General features: G+C 69.5%; 15 protein-coding genes. 11 read left to right on the top strand and 4 right to left on the bottom strand.

Annotated features, from left to right (window positions below; translation table 11 throughout):
* The first annotated feature begins 120 nt into the window (after nt 1-120).
* The 3 genes from H9L41_RS07040 (at nt 121) to H9L41_RS07030 (ending at nt 2,116) form a co-directional block, all read left to right on the top strand.
* Nucleotides 121-702 carry a YdeI/OmpD-associated family protein gene (locus tag H9L41_RS07040; protein ID WP_028446314.1) on the top strand — a complete coding sequence of 194 codons (582 nt, stop codon included), beginning with the start codon at nt 121-123 and terminating at the stop codon, nt 700-702.
* Nucleotides 703-981: 279 nt separating this feature from the next.
* Nucleotides 982-1,254, top strand: coding sequence for a DUF1653 domain-containing protein (locus tag H9L41_RS07035; RefSeq protein WP_034607050.1), 273 nt, complete (start codon nt 982-984; stop codon nt 1,252-1,254).
* Between the two features lie 7 nt (nt 1,255-1,261).
* On the top strand, nt 1,262-2,116 hold the full coding sequence (locus tag H9L41_RS07030) for a ferritin-like domain-containing protein (protein WP_051319028.1): 855 nt from the start codon (nt 1,262-1,264) through the stop codon (nt 2,114-2,116).
* Nucleotides 2,117-2,193: 77 nt separating this feature from the next.
* Here the strand turns inward: H9L41_RS07030 and H9L41_RS07025 are convergent, their stop codons facing one another.
* From H9L41_RS07025 to H9L41_RS07015, 3 genes are all read right to left on the bottom strand, one after another.
* Nucleotides 2,194-2,715 carry a hypothetical protein gene (locus H9L41_RS07025; protein ID WP_051319027.1) on the bottom strand — a complete coding sequence of 174 codons (522 nt, stop codon included), beginning with the start codon at nt 2,713-2,715 and terminating at the stop codon, nt 2,194-2,196.
* Between the two features lie 19 nt (nt 2,716-2,734).
* The gene (locus H9L41_RS07020) at nt 2,735-3,853 is read right to left on the bottom strand and encodes a M35 family metalloendopeptidase (protein ID WP_028446313.1); all 1,119 of its coding nucleotides are present in this window, start codon (nt 3,851-3,853) and stop codon (nt 2,735-2,737) included.
* A 521-nt stretch (nt 3,854-4,374) separates the two neighbouring features.
* Nucleotides 4,375-5,169, bottom strand: a complete 795-nt coding sequence (locus tag H9L41_RS07015; protein ID WP_034607048.1) for an SDR family oxidoreductase — start codon at nt 5,167-5,169, stop codon at nt 4,375-4,377.
* Between the two features lie 487 nt (nt 5,170-5,656).
* On the opposite strand from H9L41_RS07015, the gene H9L41_RS07010 reads away from it, so the two are divergent.
* The 4 genes from H9L41_RS07010 (at nt 5,657) to H9L41_RS06995 (ending at nt 10,234) form a co-directional block, all read left to right on the top strand.
* Nucleotides 5,657-7,156, top strand: a complete 1,500-nt coding sequence (locus tag H9L41_RS07010; protein ID WP_028446311.1) for a CoA-acylating methylmalonate-semialdehyde dehydrogenase — start codon at nt 5,657-5,659, stop codon at nt 7,154-7,156.
* Between the two features lie 10 nt (nt 7,157-7,166).
* Entirely contained in the window at nt 7,167-8,054 is an 888-nt protein-coding gene (mmsB, locus tag H9L41_RS07005) for a 3-hydroxyisobutyrate dehydrogenase (RefSeq protein ID WP_028446310.1), read from the top strand.
* Nucleotides 8,055-8,603: 549 nt separating this feature from the next.
* On the top strand, nt 8,604-9,623 hold the full coding sequence (locus tag H9L41_RS07000; RefSeq protein WP_028446309.1) for an alpha/beta hydrolase: 1,020 nt from the start codon (nt 8,604-8,606) through the stop codon (nt 9,621-9,623).
* A gap of 161 nt (nt 9,624-9,784) precedes the next feature.
* A complete protein-coding gene (locus tag H9L41_RS06995; protein ID WP_028446308.1) occupies nt 9,785-10,234 on the top strand; it encodes a MarR family winged helix-turn-helix transcriptional regulator in 450 nt (149 codons plus the stop codon).
* A gap of 129 nt (nt 10,235-10,363) precedes the next feature.
* Here the strand turns inward: H9L41_RS06995 and H9L41_RS06990 are convergent, their stop codons facing one another.
* Nucleotides 10,364-10,855, bottom strand: coding sequence for a porin family protein (locus H9L41_RS06990; protein ID WP_028446307.1), 492 nt, complete (start codon nt 10,853-10,855; stop codon nt 10,364-10,366).
* A gap of 162 nt (nt 10,856-11,017) precedes the next feature.
* Between H9L41_RS06990 and H9L41_RS06985 the strand changes: the two genes are divergently transcribed.
* The 4 genes from H9L41_RS06985 to H9L41_RS06970 all read left to right on the top strand — a co-directional run bounded on the left by H9L41_RS06985 (nt 11,018) and on the right by H9L41_RS06970 (nt 14,145).
* On the top strand, nt 11,018-11,968 hold the full coding sequence (locus tag H9L41_RS06985; protein ID WP_034607046.1) for a LysR family transcriptional regulator: 951 nt from the start codon (nt 11,018-11,020) through the stop codon (nt 11,966-11,968).
* An 87-nt stretch (nt 11,969-12,055) separates the two neighbouring features.
* Complete coding sequence (locus H9L41_RS06980; RefSeq protein WP_028446306.1) at nt 12,056-12,601, top strand: isochorismatase family protein; 546 nt, start codon at nt 12,056-12,058, stop codon at nt 12,599-12,601.
* Nucleotides 12,602-12,757: 156 nt separating this feature from the next.
* Nucleotides 12,758-13,012: a DUF1272 domain-containing protein gene (locus tag H9L41_RS06975; RefSeq protein ID WP_028446305.1), complete on the top strand. Its 255-nt coding sequence runs from the start codon at nt 12,758-12,760 to the stop codon at nt 13,010-13,012.
* A gap of 191 nt (nt 13,013-13,203) precedes the next feature.
* Nucleotides 13,204-14,145 carry a GlxA family transcriptional regulator gene (locus H9L41_RS06970; RefSeq protein WP_028446304.1) on the top strand — a complete coding sequence of 314 codons (942 nt, stop codon included), beginning with the start codon at nt 13,204-13,206 and terminating at the stop codon, nt 14,143-14,145.
* Nucleotides 14,146-14,483 lie beyond the last annotated feature (338 nt).

Here is a 14,483-nt window from a genome sequence, read left to right as displayed (position 1 = left end):
CAGCGGCAAGCCGCGGGCCGGACATGCCGCCGCCGGCAGCCCGGGCGGCAAGGGCCGCGATGTTTGACGGCGCGGCCTCGCCGGCAATAATGAAGCCCACTTTGTCATGGAGGACGGGAATTGAACGCCAAAGTCGATGCATTCCTGAGCAAGGCCGAAAAATGGCAGGACGAATTCGGCAAGCTGCGCGCCATCCTGCTCGACGGCCCGCTGGCCGAGGAATTGAAATGGGGCGTGCCCTGCTATGCGTTCGAAGGCAGGAACGTGGTGCTCATGCACGGCTTCAAGGAATACTGCGCGCTGCTGTTCTTCAAGGGCGCCCTGCTGAAGGACCCCGAGGGCATCCTGGTCGTGCAGTCCGAGCATACCCAGGCGACACGGCAGATCCGCTTCACCGACGGCGCCGGAATCGACGCGATGGCCTCCGTCCTGAAGGCCTATGTCCGCGAAGCGATCGAAGTGGAAAAGGCGGGCCTGAAGGTCGCGCTCAAGAAGACCGGCGAATTCGAGATGCCGGCGGAATTCCGCGAAAAACTCGACGCGCTGCCCGAGCTGAAAACCGCCTTCGAGGCCCTGACCCCGGGGCGGCAGAGGGCCTATCTCCTGCATTTCTCCGGCGCCAAGCAATCCAAGACCCGCACGTCGAGGGTCGAGAAATGCGTGCCGCGGATTCTCGACGGCAAGGGACTGGACGACGAGTAGGACCAGCGGCCTGGTGCCGGCCTCTGCTTGAATGGCGACCGTATTGCCGGGCGCGTCGACCATGAGATGCCGGAGCATGGCCAGCCCGGTTGCGCGGCGGGTCATGCCACCCCGCCAATGCCCCGCCCGGCGAGCCGAACTGGGACGGCCGGTGCCGAGGCCACGGCGGCGCCAGCACTCGGCCCGGCCGGCAAAGGCCGTGTGCAGACGACTGCCGCAACTCCGCCACAGGCCCTAGAATCGCGCCCTCCAGTCCGACCGCCATCCGCGAGGCACGCCATGTCCGAATCCTTCTTCCGCCACACCGACGGCGGCTTCTACCGCTTCGTCGCTCATGCCCGCTCGGCCGATACCGCCGGCGAGGTGGTGGTCTACGAGCACCTGTGGCCGTTCGAGCCCGGCCTGTGGGTGCGCGACCGGGCCGAGTTCGAGGCGCGCTTCGCACCGATCGACGCGGCCGCGGTCGAGGCCGCGCGCGCCGGCGACCGTGCCGCTGCGCAAGCCGCGGTGACCGCCGCCAAGGCCGCGCGGCGCGCCGCCAAGGCCGGCTGAGACCGCCTTGGCGGCTTCGCTCTACCCGGCCGTGCAGGCCGCGCTGGCCTGCGCGGTGCCGGACGACAAGATCGCGCTGGCACGCGCGCTGTGGGCAGACTGGCAGGCCGGCCGGCTCGACCCGGCCGGCGCGCCCTGCCCGCCGCCCGTGCAGCCGGGCCGGCCGGCGCGGCCCGCCCTGGTGCCGCCGCAATCGCTGCCGCGGCGCCAGCTGGGCACCCGCGAGGGCCGCGCGGCGCTGATCCACGCGATCTGCCATATCGAATTCAACGCGATCAACCTGGCGCTCGACGCCGCCTGCCGCTTCCGCGGCCTGCCGCCCGGCTACTACGCCGACTGGCTGCGGGTGGCGGCCGAGGAGGCCGGCCACTTCGAGCTGCTGCGCGACCACCTGCGCACGCTCGGCTTCGACTACGGCGACTACCCGGCCCACAACAGCCTGTGGGAGATGGCCGAGAAGACCGCCGGCGACGTGCTGGTGCGGATGGCGCTGGTGCCGCGCCTCCTGGAGGCGCGCGGGCTGGACGTGACGCCGGGCATGCAGGCGCGGCTGCTGGCGGCCGGCGACACGGCGGCGGTGACCATCCTCGACATCGTGTTCCGCGACGAGGTCGGCCACGTCGCGGTCGGCAACCGCTGGTTCCGCCACCTGTGCGCCGAGCGCGGCCTGGCGCCGGTGCCGGCCTTCCGCCGGCTGCTGGCCGAGTACGGCGCGCCGCGCAATATCGGCGAGCTGAACGTGGAAGCGCGGCTGCGCGCCGGCTTCGAGCCGGCCGAGCTGGATGCGCTGCACGATCATTCGAAGGGCGTGCCGCTGCCTGCCGAGGATTGCGATGGCCGTCGGTCGGGATCCATTTTGTAGGTCGGGATTCATTCCCGAGGGCGCTGCCCGGCGCTGTCGGGAATGAATCCCGACCTACGCCGGCGGCGCCTCGCGTTTCAGGGCGCCACCACTTCCACCTCGGCCGCCGTGCACGGCAGGGGCTGCGCCCGCAATTGCGCCAGCGTACGCGGCGGCCGGGCCGGCGCGACGATCACGTCGTGCAGGCCGCCGGTGAACTCCACCGTGTAGCGGCCCGGCCGGTCGAAGGCATAGGCCAGCGCCAGGTCGATCTCGCCGTGGATCGCGCCGCCGGCCGGCACGCGTCGATAGTGCTCGGCGGCCGGCTCGCCGCGCTTGAACATCGGGCCGCGGTAGCCGATCTCGCCGGCCGGGCCGGTCACCCGCAGGAAGCGGTTGCGCAGGCCTTCGAGCGGGGTGTTCCAGGCCAGCACCCACAGCAGCTTGCGGCCCGGGTTGGACAGGGCGAAGTCGAGCGGTACCGGCTGGCCCAGGGCCACGGTCTTGGGCAGGCTCAGGCGGCATTCGAGCATCGGATAAGGATTCGAGGCGGCCGCCGGCAAGGCGGCACAAAGTAAAAAACCGGCCGCGCAGAGCGGCCGGATCAGCGACTTCAGCATAAGGAGGTTCCTGCTCCGGTCAGGGCAGCGACGGGGTGTTCTCCGCGAAGTATTCATGGTTGTCGGCATTGTCCAGCGCCTTGGTCGGATTGCTCTTGGCCAAGCTCTTGGCGGCCGATTGGCCGTAGGCATGGTCGTCGGTGCCGGCCACCGCGGTGAAGTGCGACAGCTCGTGCACGATGGTGCCGCCCTTGGAATCGGTACCGGACGTCGCAGCGCTCCAGAAGGCGCCGCACAGGTAGATCTTGTACGGCTGATCCGGGTAGACGTAGGCATAGGTGCCCGATTCGGTGCAGCCGCAGTCGAAGCTCAGCGGCTTGCTGTCCAGCGCGCCCTTGATCTTGGTGAAGTGAGTCTTGGCGGTGTTCCAGTTGGTGCTGGAATATTTTCCGAACCAGGTGACGTAGCGGGTGGTGCCCGACGGCGTGCCGGCCAGGTAGGTGTTGGCGCCGTTGGCCATGGTGCTGGCCGCGCTCACGCCGCTGGCGATCTGGTTGCGGCGGGTGGTCGAACAGTTGGCGGCATAGCTGATGCTCGAGGCCAGCGCGCGATCGAGCAGCGCGCTCATCTGGCGGGCTTCCTGCGCCTGCAGCAGCAGCGGGCTGACGCGGCCCTCGACCCACATCGACACGGTGCCGGAGACCAGCGCCTGGCTCTCGGCTTCCACCGCGCCGACCGCTTCGGCCTGCAGGCGGCTGCCGCTGCCGGCTGCCGGCTTGCCGAGCATGTGGTCGAGCTCGGCGCTGAAGCGGACGCTGTAGTTGCCGCTCTGCGACAGGTCGTAGACCTTGCCCAGCTTGACGGTGGTGGTCAGGGTCTTGCCCGGCAGCAGGGCGACCATGTCGTCGATGGTCGGCGCGCGGCGCTTGTAGTGCGGGCCGATGTAGTCGACCGCCTTTCCGTCGCGGCTGATCTGGAACAGCGGCTCCTTCAGGTCGGCGCCCGGCACGAACCACTTCAAGAGATACAGCGTCTGCTTGCCCGCGTTGGTGTAGCGCAGCGTGACTTCGACGTCCTGCGACGCGGCGACCGAGGGGCGTGCTGCCGACACGCTGACGCGCAGGTCCTGAGCCTGGGCGACGGCGGGAGCGACCAGTGCGGCCGCGACGGCAAGCGGGGTGATCCAGCGTTGTTGCATGTTTGCTCCTAGTTTCTCTTCGCTCTGTTTTTTGGAATGGACGCTCGTGGCGGCCGTTATTGCATTGTCATTTTTCAATGCAACCCGTTATCCATAGACGCAAGGAATCCAGGGGGCAAACAAGGGCGGTTACATGGCGCCGAACGGTCGTCAACTGTCAACTTCCCGCAACGAAACCGACTCGAAAACACAAGACAAGCGCCGTTCGGCGGCTGTTGCATGGCTGCATACGGCCTGTTTGACCGAAAGCTTCCAAGCATGCCGAAACATGCCTAAGGAATGGAATACAGGAGGACATGAACTCCAACCGATGACATGACCATCATCCGCAAGTGGCACGTTCAGGGATCGAGCACATGGCCGGACGACGCGCGAACGAGCGTCAGCGAGGCTCCCTCGCGACGGCGAGGGCGGGGGAGTCGGGGTCGAACAGGAAAGGACCGCCGGCCGGGCCGGCACGACAGGCGAACGCCCGGCTTTGCCGGGCGCTCCACGACAGGCCGACTCCTAGGCCATGCCAGTCAAACCACGCGGGCCTTGCGCAGGATGCGCGCGAACAGCCCCGGCGCGAAGCGCTTGAGGTAGACCGCCAGCAATTCGCGCGGCTGCGCGACGTAGATCTCGTCGCGGCCGCGTTCGAGCCCGGCCAGGATGCGGCGCGCGCACTCAGCCGGCTCGATGCCGTGCTGCTGGGCGTAGTCCATCTTGCCCTGCGGGCTGCCGTCGGCGGTCAGCGCCACGTAGCTGAGGTTGGTCTTGATGAAGCCCGGGCAGACCAGGCTGACGCGGATGCCGTCGCGCCACAGCTCGGCCCGCAGCGAATCGAAGAAGCCGTGCAGCGCATGCTTGGCCGCCGCATAGCTCGAGCGCATCGGCGTGCCGAACTTGCCGACCAGGCTGGTCACCGCCACCAGGTGGCCGCTGCGGCGCGCCAGCATGCCGGGCAGCACCGCCTTGGTCAGCGCCACCGTGCCGAGGTAGTCGACCTCGATCAGCCGGCGGTCGACCGCCAGCACGGTGTCGCGCGCCAGCGAGCGCTGGCTCAGGCCGGCGTTGTTGATCAGCAGGTCGACCCGGCCGAAACGCGCCTCGACCTCGGCGGCGCGCGCCGCCAGCGTGTCGATCTCGGCCAGGTCCAGCGGCAGCGACCAGTGCGCCTCGGGCCGCGCGCAGGCGGCGCGCACGCGCTCGAGCTCGGCCTGCCGCCGCGCCGACAGCACCAGCGTGGCGCCGCGCTCGGCCAGCGCATAGGCCAGCGCCTCGCCGATGCCGCTCGAGGCGCCGGTGATCCAGACCACCTTGTTCTTGTAATCCATGGGGCTCCTCGCGATGTGGAGTGGAATTCGATGGGAAACGCCGCGGCGGTCGGCGGTCGGCGGTCGGCGGTCGGCGGTCGGCGGTCGGCGGTCGGCGGTCGGTAGGAGCGGCTTTAGCCGCGAATGTCGTTCATTTCCCACCATGTCGGCGTTCGGCGGACATTCGCGGCTAAAGCCGCTCCTACGGTGCATGCCGCCGTCAGCAGCGTGGCAGGTCGGGTTCTATGCCCGACGGCGACTTCAATCCGCGGCACTGTCGGGCATAAAGCCCGACCTACCGGCCAATCTGCAGCCCGCCGATCCAGCGATGACGAATCACGGCCATAACCGGCCGCGGCCACGCCGAACGGCGCGCAACGGCAAGCATCTTAGCCAGTCCAAGCGGCAGCGACTTGAACGAATCGGCTGACGCGAAGGTGATTCGATTGACGCTAACGTCAATTCAGCGCTACAAAGCCCGCCAACCCAAACGACAACGGAGCGAGACATGACTGCCCCCACCGTGAAGCTGCTGATCGACGGCCAGTTCGTCGAATCGACCGCCCACCACTGGCGCGAAGTGATCAACCCGGCCAGCCAGGAAGTGCTGGCGCGCGTGCCGCTGTGCGGCGCCGACGAGGTCGACCTGGCGGTGGCGGCCGCCAAGCGCGCGTTTCCGGCCTGGCGCGCCACTTCGCTGGCCGAGCGCGCCCGCGTGTTCCTGCGCCTGCAGGCCCTGATCCGCGAGCATATGGACACGCTGGCCGCCACGCTGACCGGCGAGCAGGGCAAGACCCTGGCCGACGCGCGCGGCGACGTGTTCCGCGGCCTCGAAGTGGTCGAGCACGCCTGTGCGGTCGGCACGCTGCAGATGGGCGAATTCGCCGAGAACGTGGCCGGCGGCGTCGATACCTACGCGATCCGCCAGCCGCTCGGCGTCTGCGCCGGCATCACCCCGTTCAACTTCCCGGCCATGATCCCGCTGTGGATGTTCCCGATGGCCTGCGTGCTGGGCAACACCTTCGTGCTCAAGCCCAGCGAGCAGGATCCGCTGACGCCGATGCTGCTGGCCGAGCTGGCGCAGCAGGCCGGCCTGCCGCCCGGCGTGCTCAACGTGGTGCACGGCGCGGCCGACGCGGTCAACGCGATCTGCGACCACCCGGACATCAAGGCGATCTCCTTCGTCGGCTCGGTCGGCGTCGGCCGCCACGTCTACGAGCGCGGCACGGCGCACGGCAAGCGCGTGCAGGCCATGCTCGGCGCCAAGAACCACGCGGTGTTCCTGCCCGACGCCAACAAGGAGCAGGCGCTCAATGCCCTGGTCGGCGCCGCCTTCGGCGCGGCCGGCCAGCGCTGCATGGCGACCTCGGTGGCGGTGCTGGTCGGCGCCGCGCGCGAGTGGATTCCCGACATCGTGGCGCGCGCGCAGACGCTCAAGGTCAATGCCGGCCACGAGGCCGGCGCCGATCTGGGCCCGCTGATCAACCTGCAGGCGCGCGTGCGGGTCGAGAAGCTGATCGGCCAGGGCGTCGAGGAAGGCGCCAAGCTCGAGCTCGACGGCCGCAATCCGCAGGTGGCCGGCTACGAGCAGGGCAATTTCGTCGGCCCGACCATCTTCTCGGGCGTGAAACCGGAGATGCACATCTACCGCGAGGAGATCTTCGGCCCGGTGCTGTGCATCGTCGAAGTCGACACGCTGGCCGAGGCGATCGAATTCGTGAACGCCAATCCCTACGGCAACGGCACGGCGATCTTCACCCAGTCCGGTGCCGCCGCCCGCACCTTCCAGCACGACGTCGACGTCGGCCAGGTCGGCATCAACGTGCCGATCCCGGTGCCGGTGCCCTTCTTCAGCTTCACCGGCTCGCGCGGCAGCCGGCTCGGCGATCTCGGCCCCTACGGCAAGGAAGTGGTGCGCTTCTACACCCATACCAAGACCGTGACCGCGCGCTGGTTCGACGACGCGGCCACCGCCGGCCCGGTCAACACCACCATCGCGCTGCGCTGAGGAGACCGCCATGACCCGCATCGCTTTCATCGGCCTGGGCCACATGGGCGGCCCGATGGCCGCCAACCTGCTGCGCGCCGGTTTTCCCCTGACGGTGTTCGACCTGGTGCCGGCCGCGATCGCCGCCGCGGTGGCGGCCGGCGCGACCGCCGCCGCCAGTGCGGCCGAGGCGGTCGACGGCGCCGAGGTGGTGGTGTCGATGCTGCCGGCCAGCGCCCACGTCGAGTCGCTCTACCTCGGCGAGGACGGCCTGCTCGGCCGCATCGCGCCCGGCGCGCTGGTGCTCGAATGCTCGACCATCGCCCCGGCCAGCGCGCGCAAGGTGCACGCCGCGGCGGCCGCGCGCGGCATCGCGGTGCTCGACGCGCCGGTGTCGGGCGGCACCGTCGGCGCCGCGGCCGGCACGCTGACCTTCATCGTCGGCGGCGACGCCGCCGATTTCGAGCGCGCCAGGCCGGTGCTGGAGAAGATGGGCCGCAACCTGTTCCATGCCGGCGCCGCCGGTGCGGGCCAGGTGGCCAAGATCGCCAACAACATGCTGCTGGCGATCCACATGATCGGCACCGCCGAGGCGCTCAACCTCGGCGTGGCCAACGGGCTGGACCCGAAGGTGCTCAGCGACATCATGAAGGTGAGCTCGGGCGGCAACTGGAGCCTGGAGAAATACAACCCCTGGCCCGGCGTGATGGACGGCGTGCCGGCCAGCCGCGGCTACGAGGGCGGCTTCGGCGTCGACCTGATGCTGAAGGACCTGGGCCTGGCGCTCGAGGCCGCGCTGGCGGCCAAGGCGGCGACGCCGCTCGGCGCCGAGGCGCGCAGCCTGTATGCGCTGCATTCGGGCCAGGGCAAGGGCGGGCTGGATTTCTCCAGCATCCTGCAGCTGTTCGCGCCGCGTTAGTCGGCCGAGGGCGTGGCTTCTCCGGCCACGCCCGACGCCGTGTGCCGGGAGTGGGATCCGGCGCAGGATGAGGGTGCGGCCGTCGAGTAGCCGAATGGCCTGCATTTCAGGCTGAACCGACGCTCCCTCACCCTGCCCTCTCCCGGGGGAGAGGGTGGCCACAGCTCAAGTCCACCCGGCGCACCTCCCCCTCACCCCTCACCCCTCACCCCTCACCCCTCACCCCTCACCCCCTCACACCTCACACCTCACACCTCACACCTCACACCTCACACCTCACACCTCACACCTCACACCTCACACCTCACACCTCACACCTCACACCATAAATTTACACAAATAATTTGCACACAAATTATTTGTTGGGTACATTGCCGTCCATGGCCTCGAACAAGCATTCATCGGAGCCATGCTGCACATGGCTCACTGCCATCATTTAGTTAGCACGCAAATAAATAGCAGGCACAACCAGCCTGAAACATCTGACAGCCCGGCGGAACGCCCCGCCCCAAGTCCATCCAACCCGCAATCGAATCCAGGAGCCCGACCATGAACGCACTCAGCAAGACCTTCGCCGCCGCCGTCCTCTCGCTCGCCCTCGGCCAGGCCCTCGCCGCCGGCAGTCCCGGCGTCGAGCGCCGCACCCAGGGCTTCCTCGACGCGCTGGCCGCGGCCGGCGGCCCGCCGCTCGAAACGCTGGCGCCCAAGGACGCCCGCGCCGTGCTGGTCGGCGCCCAGGCCGGAACGAAGGTCGCGCTGGCGCCGGCCAAGGTCGAGCGCAAGACCGTCGAGCAGGACGGCCGCAAGGTCGCGCTCACCGTGGTGCGGCCGCAAGCGGCGCGCGGCCTGACCCCGGCCTTCATGTTCATCCACGGCGGCGGCTGGATCCTCGGCGACTACCCGACCCACGAGCGGCTGGTGCGCGACCTGGTCGACGCCTCGGGCGCCACCGCGGTATTCGTCGAGTACACGCCCTCGCCCGAAGCGCGCTACCCGGCGGCGATCGAGGAGATCTACGCCGCCACCCGCTGGGTCGCCGGCCACGGCCGCGAGATCGGCGTCGACGGCAGCAGGCTGGCGGTGGCCGGCAACAGCGTCGGCGGCAATATGAGCGCGGCGCTGACCCTGCTGGCCAAGGAACGCGGCGGGCCGAAGCTGCGCTTCCAGCTGCTGCTGTGGCCGGTGACCGACGCCCGCTTCGACACCGAGTCCTACACCCGCTTCGCCGACGGCCATTTCCTCAGCCGCGACATGATGAAGTGGTTCTGGGACGCCTACACCACCGACGCGGCCGAGCGCGCCGACCGCCATGCCTCGCCGCTGCAGGCCAGCACCGCGCAACTGGCCGGCCTGCCGCCGGCGCTGATCCAGACCGCCGAATTCGACGTGCTGCGCGACGAGGCCGAAGCTTACGGCCGCAAGCTCGACGCGGCCGGCGTCGACGTCACGGTCACCCGCTACAACGGCATGATCCACGACTTCGGCCTGCTCAACGCGCTGAGCCAGGTCCCGGCCACTCGCGCCGCGCTGCGCCAGGCCGGGGTGGAGCTGAAGCGGCATCTGCAGTAAGCGGTCGGGCCGTACCGGCAGCGCGCCGGCGCGGCCCTACGATCCGGCCTGCGAACCGGCGGGAGGAGGCCAGGATCCGCCGTCCCGCCGACGGCCCGGGCGCTTCCTCGCCCGGCGCCGAGCCGCTAGAGTGCGGCATCCCACCGCCGCCCTCCCCCGCCATGGCCGATACCTTCCCGCCGGCGCTCGACCGCCACCTGTGCTTCGCGCTCTACGCCACCTCGCTGCAGATGACGCAGCGCTACAAGCCGCTGCTCGACCCGCTGAACCTGACCTATCCGCAATACCTGGTGCTGCTGGCGCTGTGGGAGAAGGACGGCATCGGCCTCAAGGACCTGGCGGCGCAATTGCAGCAGGATCCGGGTTCGGTGACGCCGCTGGTGAAGCGACTGGAGGCGGCCGGCTACCTGCAGCGCCGCCGCGACGCGGCCGACGAGCGCAACCTGGTGATCACCCTCACCGAATCCGGCCGCGCGCTGCGCCAGCAGGCCGGCGAGATGCACTGCGCGATCCAGCAGCATTGCGGGCTGAACGAGGCCGAGCTCGACCGGTTGGTGGACGAACTCGGCCTGCTGCGCCGCCGGCTGGCCGGCGCGCCGCCGGCGGGCTGAACGCGTCGCCGCAACACCTTCCCGAAGAATTCCAAAAAAAAGCGCGCCACGAAGGCGCGCGTTCAATCAGGGGAGTGAGGAGACTCGATGAAGCAATTGCGTACTGCGTGATCCGGGTTGCGGCGGCGATCAGAACTTGTACTGCACGCCGGCCGAGTAGGTGTTGAGCTTCTGGTCGCCGCGGTCCTTCAGGCGGTCGTAGTCGGCGCGGATCGACCAGTTCTGGTCGAGCGCGTAGCTGGCGCCCACGCCGGCGGTCAGGCCGTCCTTGCCGCCGCTGCCCAGCGTGTCGCCGGTACGGGCGTAGCCGAGCTTGCCGAACACGTCGACCTTGGGCGTCACCGGCAGGATCGCGACGCCGCGCACGTTGGCGCTCTGGTCGGCCATGCCGTTGTGGCGATCGCGCAGACCGGTGTAGCCGCCTTCGACGGCGAAGTTGTCGTTGAAGCGGTAACCGACACCGGCGCCGAGGCCGTTGCCGACGTTCTTGGCACCGTCGGTTTCCCGGGCGTGGGTCGCCTGGCCGAACACGTAGGTGCCGCTCGTATCGGCCATGGCCGGGACTGCACCGAGGCCAGCGATCAGGGCGGTCAGGGCGATGGTCTGTTTGGTCATGGACATGCTGTTACTCCTTGGAGGTTTGCGAAGTACACCGGTTGTCGGCCGGCGGTTGCGTTCTGTGCTGCAACGGTTCGCATCCTACAGTTCGACCCCATAGCGATAAATCAGCGATAATTCAATTCACTGTTTAGAATTTCTAAACAATTTTGAGGAACTTTCGCGATGGACCGGTTTCGCGCCATGCAGACCTTCGTCAAGGTCGCCGAGAGCGGCAGCTTCGTGCGGGCGGCCGAAGCGCTCGGGCTGTCCAAGGCCTCGGTCTCGCTGATCGTGTCCGAGCTCGAGGCCGGGCTCGGCGTGCGGCTGATGCAGCGCACCACCCGCAAGCTGTCGCTGACCGACATGGGCCGCGCCTATCTCGCGCGCTGCCACGACATCCTCGAGGCGGTGGCCGAGGCCGAGGGCATGCTCAGCGCGCGCCAGGGCGAGGCGCGCGGCGTGCTGCGCGCCTATGCGCCGCTGGCCTTCGCCCAACACCACGTGGTGCCGGTGCTGCCGGCCTACCGCGCCGCGTTTCCCGAGGTCACCGTCGACCTGGTGCTCGGCACCCGCGCGGTCGACCTGGTCGAGGAAGGCTTCGACCTGGCGCTGCTGTTCGAGCAGCAGGGCCTGGCCAGCAGCCTGGTGTCGCGCCGGCTGGCCCATTCCGACCTGATCTTCTGCGCCGCGCCCGGCTATCTCGCCGCGCGCGGCCGGCCCGACGATCCGACCGCGCTGGCCGGCCACGACCTCTTGATCAGCGATCCGCAATACCTGAGCGGCAAGCTGACGCGCGACGACGGCGAGACGCTGACGCTGGCCTGGCCCGCGCCGGCACTGCTGTGCAACGCCAGCGAGGTGCTGCGCGAGAGCTGCGTGGCCGGCATGGGCGTCGCGGTGCTGCCCTCCTTCGTGGTCAGCGAATCGCTGCGGCTGGGCGAGCTGGTCGAGGTGCTGCCCGGCTGGCGCGCCGGCCGGCTCGACCTGTGCCTGGCCTTTCCGAGCCGGCGTTTCCTGTCGGCCAAGGTGCGCGGCGCGGCCGACTACATCGTCGAGCGCTTCCGCGCCTTCGCCACCGATCCGCACTGCGATCCCTGGCTGGCCAGCGCACGCGCCGCAGCGACGATGTCCTGATCCGTCCCGCCCTGGTCCGCTTCGGGCGCTGTATCCTTGCGATGCGAGGCATACAGTGGTGGCACTTCAACCCGAACGGAGACGAAAATGTCCGCTGCACTGCTCGTGATCGATGTCCAGGAATCGTTCCGCCACGCGCCCTACTGGCGCGACGACGATCTCGCCGCCTACCTGGCGGCGCAGAACCGGCTGATCGCCGTCGCCCGCGCGGCCGGCCTGCCGGTGGTGCGGGTGTTCCACCTCGACGACGACCCGGCCTTCCGCAAGGAGTCGGGCCGCGTGGCGGCGCTGGACGGCAGCGATCCGCAGGCCGACCACACGGTGGAGAAGCGCGTGCACAGCGCGCTGGTCGATACCGGCCTGGCCGGCTGGCTGCGCGAACGCGGCATCGAGCGGCTGATCGTGTCGGGCATCCGCACCGAGCAATGCTGCGAGACCACCACCCGCCACGGCTCGGACCTGGGCTTCGAGGTCGACTACGTGACCGAGGCGACGCTGACCTTCCCGATGCGCCACGCCGGCGGCCGCGTCTACAGCCCGGCAGAGATCAAGGAAAGGACCGAGCTGGTGCTGGCCGGCCGCTTCGCCCGCATCCGCACGGTGGACCAGGTGGCGGCGGAGCTGGCGGGCTGATCGGGTCTGTCCAGATTCTTCACCACGAAGGCCGACAAAGGACGGCAAAGCTGATGTCCCCTTTGCAAACGCCCTTCCTTCGTGAGCCTTCGTGTCCTTCGTGGTGATGGCTTTTCCCGTACCGTTAGCCCGTCGATTTTCGAGAAAGGATTCCCCATGCTCGCCATGCGCCCCGGTTGCGAATGCTGCGACCGCGACCTGCCGGCCGATGCCGCCGGCGCCTATATCTGCAGCTATGAATGCACCTTCTGCGCCGACTGCGTGAGCGGCACGCTGGCCGGCATCTGCCCCAACTGCGGCGGCGAGCTGCTGCCGCGGCCGGCCCGGCCGACCGCCAGGCTGGCGCGCGACCCGGCTTCCACCACGCGGGTCTACAAGCCCTGCGAGGGACGGACGGCACCTACCGCATGACCACGACCGCTCGCCGATCGATCGGCGCGAACATCCTGTAGGAGCGGCTTCAGCCGCGAATGGCCGGGCATCCGCTGCCGCCATTCGCGGCTGAAGCCGCTCCTACGGCACCCTCGACAAGTCCGCGCAGATCGGCTGGCGCGCCAGCTCCCGGACGCATTCGGCGAAACCACGAGGAACAGGTAACCGGCATGGACCCGATCGACGTCTACTTCGTACTGCTGCCCGGCGTGCTGCTGACCGACTTCGCCGGACCGGCCGAGGCGCTGCGCATCGCCAACGGCTTCGGCGGCCGCTTCGCGCTGCAGCACGTCGGCCCCGAGCCGCGGCCGCGCACCTCGCTGGGCCTGGCGCTCGACGGGGTCGCCCCGCTGCCGGCGCAGTTGCCGGCCGGCGCCTGGCTAGTGATCCCGGGGCTGTCGAGCACCGTCGAGGGGCTGGGCCAGGCGGCGATACGCGCCACCATCGACTGGCTGCGGCAGGTATGGCGGCCGGACGTGAAGCTGCTGACCATCTGCTCGGCCGCACTGGTGGCCGCCTCGGCCGGCCTGCTCGACGACCGCCGCTGCACCACTCACCACACGTTGACCGAACGGCTGCGCGCCCTGGCGCCGCGGGCACGGGTCGAGGACGACCGGGTGTTCGTGATCGACGGCGGCGTCGCCACTTCGGCCGGCGTCACCACCGGCATCGACCTGGCGCTCGAGCTGATCGCCGCCGAGGCCGGCCCGCGCACCGCGCTCGAAGTGGCGCGCGACATGGTGGTCTGGCTGCGCCGCGACGGCGATGCGCCGCAGCTGTCGCCCTTCCTGGCCCACCGCAACCACCTGCACCCGGCGATCCACCGCGTGCAGGACGCGATCAGCGCCGATCCGTCGCGCGGCTGGCCGCTGGCCGAGATGGCGCGCATCGCCTGCGTCAGCCCGCGCCACCTGGCGCGGCTGTTCCGCGAGCATGCCGGCATCGCGCCGCTGGACTACCGCCAGCAATTGCAGCTGGCCCACGTCGAACCGCTGCTGGCCGACGCCGGCCGCTCGCTCGAACGGATCGCCGAGGCCGGCGGCTTCGGCTCGGCGCGCGATCTGCGAAGGGTGTGGCAGCGGCAGCGGGGGACGGCGTTGCGGCGGGGGTGAAGGGTGAAGGGTGAAGGGTGAAGGGTGAAGGGTGAAGGGTGAAGGGTGAAGGGTGAAGGGTGAAGGGTGAAGGGTGAAGGGTGAAGGGTGAAGGGTGAAGGGTGAAGGGTGAAGGGTGAAGGGTGAAGGGTGAAGGGTGAAGGGCTTTCAGTATGCGCCGCGTCCGACCGTGCTGCCTGCTCCCTCTCCCTCCGGGAGAGGGTTGGGGTGAGGGAGCGACCGTTCAGTCACTCGCTGCCGGTCGGCAACTGTTCGACCATCGCTCCCTCACCCTGCCCTCTCCCGGAGGGAGAGGGCATGCAGCGCCGCACTCACGGGGCGACCCATCGGCCACCGGG

The organism is Chitinimonas koreensis (genome assembly GCF_014353015.1).
GTDB lineage: Bacteria > Pseudomonadota > Gammaproteobacteria > Burkholderiales > Chitinimonadaceae > Chitinimonas > Chitinimonas koreensis.
Note: the sequence above shows the minus strand (reverse complement) of the source record. Positions and strands in the feature narration are given on the sequence as shown.

Excerpts from the sequence above, each read along its gene's own strand:
- H9L41_RS07035 (WP_034607050.1), top strand. The coding sequence starts at position 982 with ATGTCCGAATCCTTCTTCCGCCACACCGACGGCGGCTTCTACCGCTTC.
- H9L41_RS07025 (WP_051319027.1), bottom strand. The coding sequence starts at position 2,715 with ATGCTGAAGTCGCTGATCCGGCCGCTCTGCGCGGCCGGTTTTTTACTT.
- H9L41_RS07020 (WP_028446313.1), bottom strand. The coding sequence starts at position 3,853 with ATGCAACAACGCTGGATCACCCCGCTTGCCGTCGCGGCCGCACTGGTC.
- H9L41_RS07015 (WP_034607048.1), bottom strand. The coding sequence starts at position 5,169 with ATGGATTACAAGAACAAGGTGGTCTGGATCACCGGCGCCTCGAGCGGC.
- H9L41_RS07010 (WP_028446311.1), top strand. The coding sequence starts at position 5,657 with ATGACTGCCCCCACCGTGAAGCTGCTGATCGACGGCCAGTTCGTCGAA.
- mmsB (WP_028446310.1), top strand. The coding sequence starts at position 7,167 with ATGACCCGCATCGCTTTCATCGGCCTGGGCCACATGGGCGGCCCGATG.
- H9L41_RS07000 (WP_028446309.1), top strand. The coding sequence starts at position 8,604 with ATGAACGCACTCAGCAAGACCTTCGCCGCCGCCGTCCTCTCGCTCGCC.
- H9L41_RS06995 (WP_028446308.1), top strand. The coding sequence starts at position 9,785 with ATGGCCGATACCTTCCCGCCGGCGCTCGACCGCCACCTGTGCTTCGCG.
- H9L41_RS06990 (WP_028446307.1), bottom strand. The coding sequence starts at position 10,855 with ATGTCCATGACCAAACAGACCATCGCCCTGACCGCCCTGATCGCTGGC.
- H9L41_RS06985 (WP_034607046.1), top strand. The coding sequence starts at position 11,018 with ATGGACCGGTTTCGCGCCATGCAGACCTTCGTCAAGGTCGCCGAGAGC.
- H9L41_RS06980 (WP_028446306.1), top strand. The coding sequence starts at position 12,056 with ATGTCCGCTGCACTGCTCGTGATCGATGTCCAGGAATCGTTCCGCCAC.
- H9L41_RS06975 (WP_028446305.1), top strand. The coding sequence starts at position 12,758 with ATGCTCGCCATGCGCCCCGGTTGCGAATGCTGCGACCGCGACCTGCCG.
- H9L41_RS06970 (WP_028446304.1), top strand. The coding sequence starts at position 13,204 with ATGGACCCGATCGACGTCTACTTCGTACTGCTGCCCGGCGTGCTGCTG.